This is a genomic window from Mesobacillus sp. (assembly GCF_049588175.1).
GTDB lineage: Bacteria > Bacillota > Bacilli > Bacillales > Cytobacillaceae > Mesobacillus.
In genome coordinates, this window is the sequence record NZ_JBAVFI010000425.1 from 1 (window position 1) to 3,225 (window position 3,225).

5 protein-coding genes are annotated in these 3,225 nt (G+C 43.0%); all 5 read left to right on the forward strand.

Annotation, left to right across the window (positions count from 1 at the left end):
* Positions 1–183, forward strand: a 183-nt coding sequence (locus WB217_RS10540; protein ID WP_423993187.1) for a DUF327 family protein, incomplete at its 5' end; no start/stop codon positions are given.
* 13 nt (positions 184–196) lie between these two features.
* The gene (gene holB / locus WB217_RS10545; protein ID WP_423993188.1) at positions 197–1,204 is read left to right on the forward strand and encodes a DNA polymerase III subunit delta'; all 1,008 of its coding nucleotides are present in this window, start codon (positions 197–199) and stop codon (positions 1,202–1,204) included.
* Positions 1,197–2,027, forward strand: coding sequence for a PSP1 domain-containing protein (locus tag WB217_RS10550; protein ID WP_423993189.1), 831 nt, complete (start codon positions 1,197–1,199; stop codon positions 2,025–2,027). Before holB ends, WB217_RS10550 begins: the two co-directional genes overlap by 8 nt.
* 13 nt (positions 2,028–2,040) lie before the next feature.
* Positions 2,041–2,412, forward strand: coding sequence for a DNA replication initiation control protein YabA (gene yabA / locus WB217_RS10555; protein ID WP_423993190.1), 372 nt, complete (start codon positions 2,041–2,043; stop codon positions 2,410–2,412).
* A gap of 66 nt (positions 2,413–2,478) precedes the next feature.
* Positions 2,479–3,222 carry a tRNA1(Val) (adenine(37)-N6)-methyltransferase gene (locus WB217_RS10560; protein WP_423993191.1) on the forward strand — a complete coding sequence of 248 codons (744 nt, stop codon included), beginning with the start codon at positions 2,479–2,481 and terminating at the stop codon, positions 3,220–3,222.
* Positions 3,223–3,225: the final 3 nt, after the last annotated feature.

Sequence of the window (3,225 nt, forward strand, 5' to 3'; positions counted from 1 at the left end):
GAGCTTAAGCATTCGCATAGCTGGAATCAGTATGGCGAAGGACGATCGTTAAAGCTTGTCGATACGATTGATGAAAAACTCGTCGATCTTACTGAAGAGTTGATGGATAAAAAAGATAAACAGATCGATATTCTCGGTAAGATTGGAGAAATCAAAGGCCTGTTAATCAATATATATACGTAAGAGAGTGATCGCATTGGCAAAAACGTGGGACGAGCTGGAGAGACTGCAGCCGAATGTTTTAAAAATGATGAAAAACAGCATCCTGAAAAATCGAATAGCCCATGCGTATTTATTTGAAGGTATGAGGGGCACTGGCAAAAAAGAGATTAGTATCCTCCTGGCCAAAAGCATCAATTGTCATGCTCCGATTGAAGGCTATAAACCCTGTGAAAGCTGTGTGAATTGCAAGAGGATCAATAGCGGCAACCACCCTGATATCCATCTTGTCGAACCTGATGGGCTGTCTATTAAAAAAGGCCAGATCCAGGAGCTTCAAGAGGAGTTTTCAAAAACGGGTGTGGAATCCAAAAATAAGCTGTACATGATTGTCCATGCAGATAAAATGACGACAAATGCAGCGAACAGTTTATTGAAATTTCTGGAGGAGCCGCATGCGGGTACGGTTGCGGTCTTGATTACCGAGCAGGCACAGCAGATGCTTCCGACAATTTTATCCAGATGTCAGCTGATCAATTTTACACCGCTATCTCCTAAAAATATGGCAGAACAGCTGGTAGCAAACGGGGTTAATCCTCAGAGTGCACCGCTATTGGCGCAGCTGACGAACAATTTGGAAGAAGCTTTGGAAATTAGTCATAATGATTGGTTTGCACAAGCACAAAAAATAGTGTTAAAATTATATGAAGTGCTAAAAAAGAATTCCCTTGAAGCAATGGTCACGCTTCAGGAAAACTGGTTTAGCCACTTCAAAGAGAAAGAACAGATTGATCGAGGTTTGGATTTATTACTTCTTATTTTTAAGGATTTATTATACATTCAGCTTGGCAAGAAGGACCAGGTTGTTTATCTAAACGAAAGTTCACGTTTAGAACAGTTTGCACTACAGACATCCGGACGGCGTCTTACCGAACAAATGGCAGCCATTCTGGAGGCGAAGAGGAAGCTGCATGCCAATATGAATCCCCAGCTGCTTATGGAAGAGCTGGTGTTAAAATTGCAGGAGGGATCTACACTTGTATGATGTAGTAGGTGTCCGCTTCAAGAAAGCGGGGAAGATTTATTATTTTGATCCCGGCGATCTCTCAATTCAAAAGGACGAATTCGTCATTGTCGAAACTGTCAGGGGTGTAGAGTACGGAAGAGTGGTTACTCCCCGGAAACAAGTTGGCGAAAAGGATGTAGTCCTGCCTCTGAAAAAGGTAGTCAGAATTGCAGATCAAAAGGATCGTCTAATTGTCGAGGAAAACAAAACGGCTGCAAAGGAAGCATACGATGTTTGCAGTGATAAAGTGAATGAACATCAGCTGGATATGAAGCTTGTTGATGTTGAATATACATTTGACCGCAATAAAGTCATTTTTTACTTCACGGCTGACGGCCGAGTCGATTTCCGGGAATTGGTTAAGGATTTGGCTTCCATTTTCAGGACAAGGATCGAGCTTCGCCAGATAGGTGTCAGGGATGAAGCGAAAATGCTTGGCGGTATCGGCCCTTGTGGCAGAATGCTTTGTTGTTCTACGTTCCTGGGAGACTTTGATCCAGTTTCAATCAAGATGGCCAAGGATCAAAACCTCTCGCTTAATCCTACTAAGATTTCCGGACTTTGCGGCAGGCTGATGTGCTGTTTGAAATATGAGAATGATGAATATGAAACAGCGAAAGAACAGCTGCCTGACCTTGGTGAAATGATCGTGACACCGAATGGACCAGGAAAAGTGGTAGGGCTGAATATTTTGGAGCGTGTGATGCAGGTTGATGTCGCCGGCCAGGAACGCGTGCTGGAATTTACGCTGGAGGAAATACAGGAAGCAGGAGCTGTATCGTTGCAATCATCCACAGATTAATGAGGTGGAACAGGTGGATAAAAAAGATATCTTTGACTCAGTAAGTAATATGGAAGCGCAAATCGGTGATTTATACCGTCAGCTTGGTGAGTTAAAACAGCATTTAGCAGAGATTCTGGAAGAGAATAACTCGTTAAAGCTGGAAAATGAGCATATAAGACGCCGTCTGGATCAAGCCATTGGTAAAAAAGATCCAAACATTAAGAAGGACAATAAAGAAAACAGCAATACCGTTCAGGCCGATAAGCATGTTGTCGATGTTGGCGAAGGCTACGATAACCTGGCCCGGCTTTATCAGGAAGGTTTCCACATTTGCAATTTGCATTTTGGCAGCCCGCGCAAAGAGGATTGCTTGTTTTGTTTATCATTTCTTAATAAAAAATAATTGGCAGCCTTCCTACATTGGGAAGGCTATTTTTATAAGGTTTTATTATTGGAGGAACAAATCGATATGCTTAACCTAAAAGAAGATGAAAGACTGGACTATTTACTGGCAGAGGATTTAAGGATCATCCAGAGCCCGAGTGTGTTTTCATTTTCCCTGGATGCTGTACTGCTCGCAAGGTTCGTATGGGTACCGATCCAAAGAGGGAAGATTGTTGACCTTTGCAGCGGGAATGGTGTGATTCCTCTGTTTTTAAGCGCGAGGACAAAGGGGACGATCACAGGGGTAGAAATCCAGGAGCGTTTATACGATATGGCTGTCCGCAGCATTGAATACAACCAGCTTGAGGGTCGTCTTCAAATGGTCCATGGAGATATTAAGGAAGCGCCAAAACAGCTTGGATTCGAAAAATATGATGTGGTAACATGCAATCCTCCTTATTTTCCGACGCCTTCAAGGGAAAAAATAAATGAAAATGAACATCTCGCTATAGCGCGTCATGAAATTCTCTGCACGCTGGAGGATGCGATTAAATCATCAAGCCAGCTTGTGAAGCAAGGAGGCAAGGTTGCCTTTGTGCATCGTCCGGGCCGGCTGATCGATATCATCGAACTGATGAGAAAATATCGCCTGGAGCCTAAGCGGATTCAATTTGTCTATCCAAAGGCTGGGAAAGAAGCCAATACATTGCTGATCGAAGCAATTAAGGATGGCAGCCCTGATCTAAAAATACTTGAACCGCTGATTGTCTATGATGACAATAATGAATACACCCCAGTCGTGAAAGAAATTTTATATGGAAGCAAGTAGGCA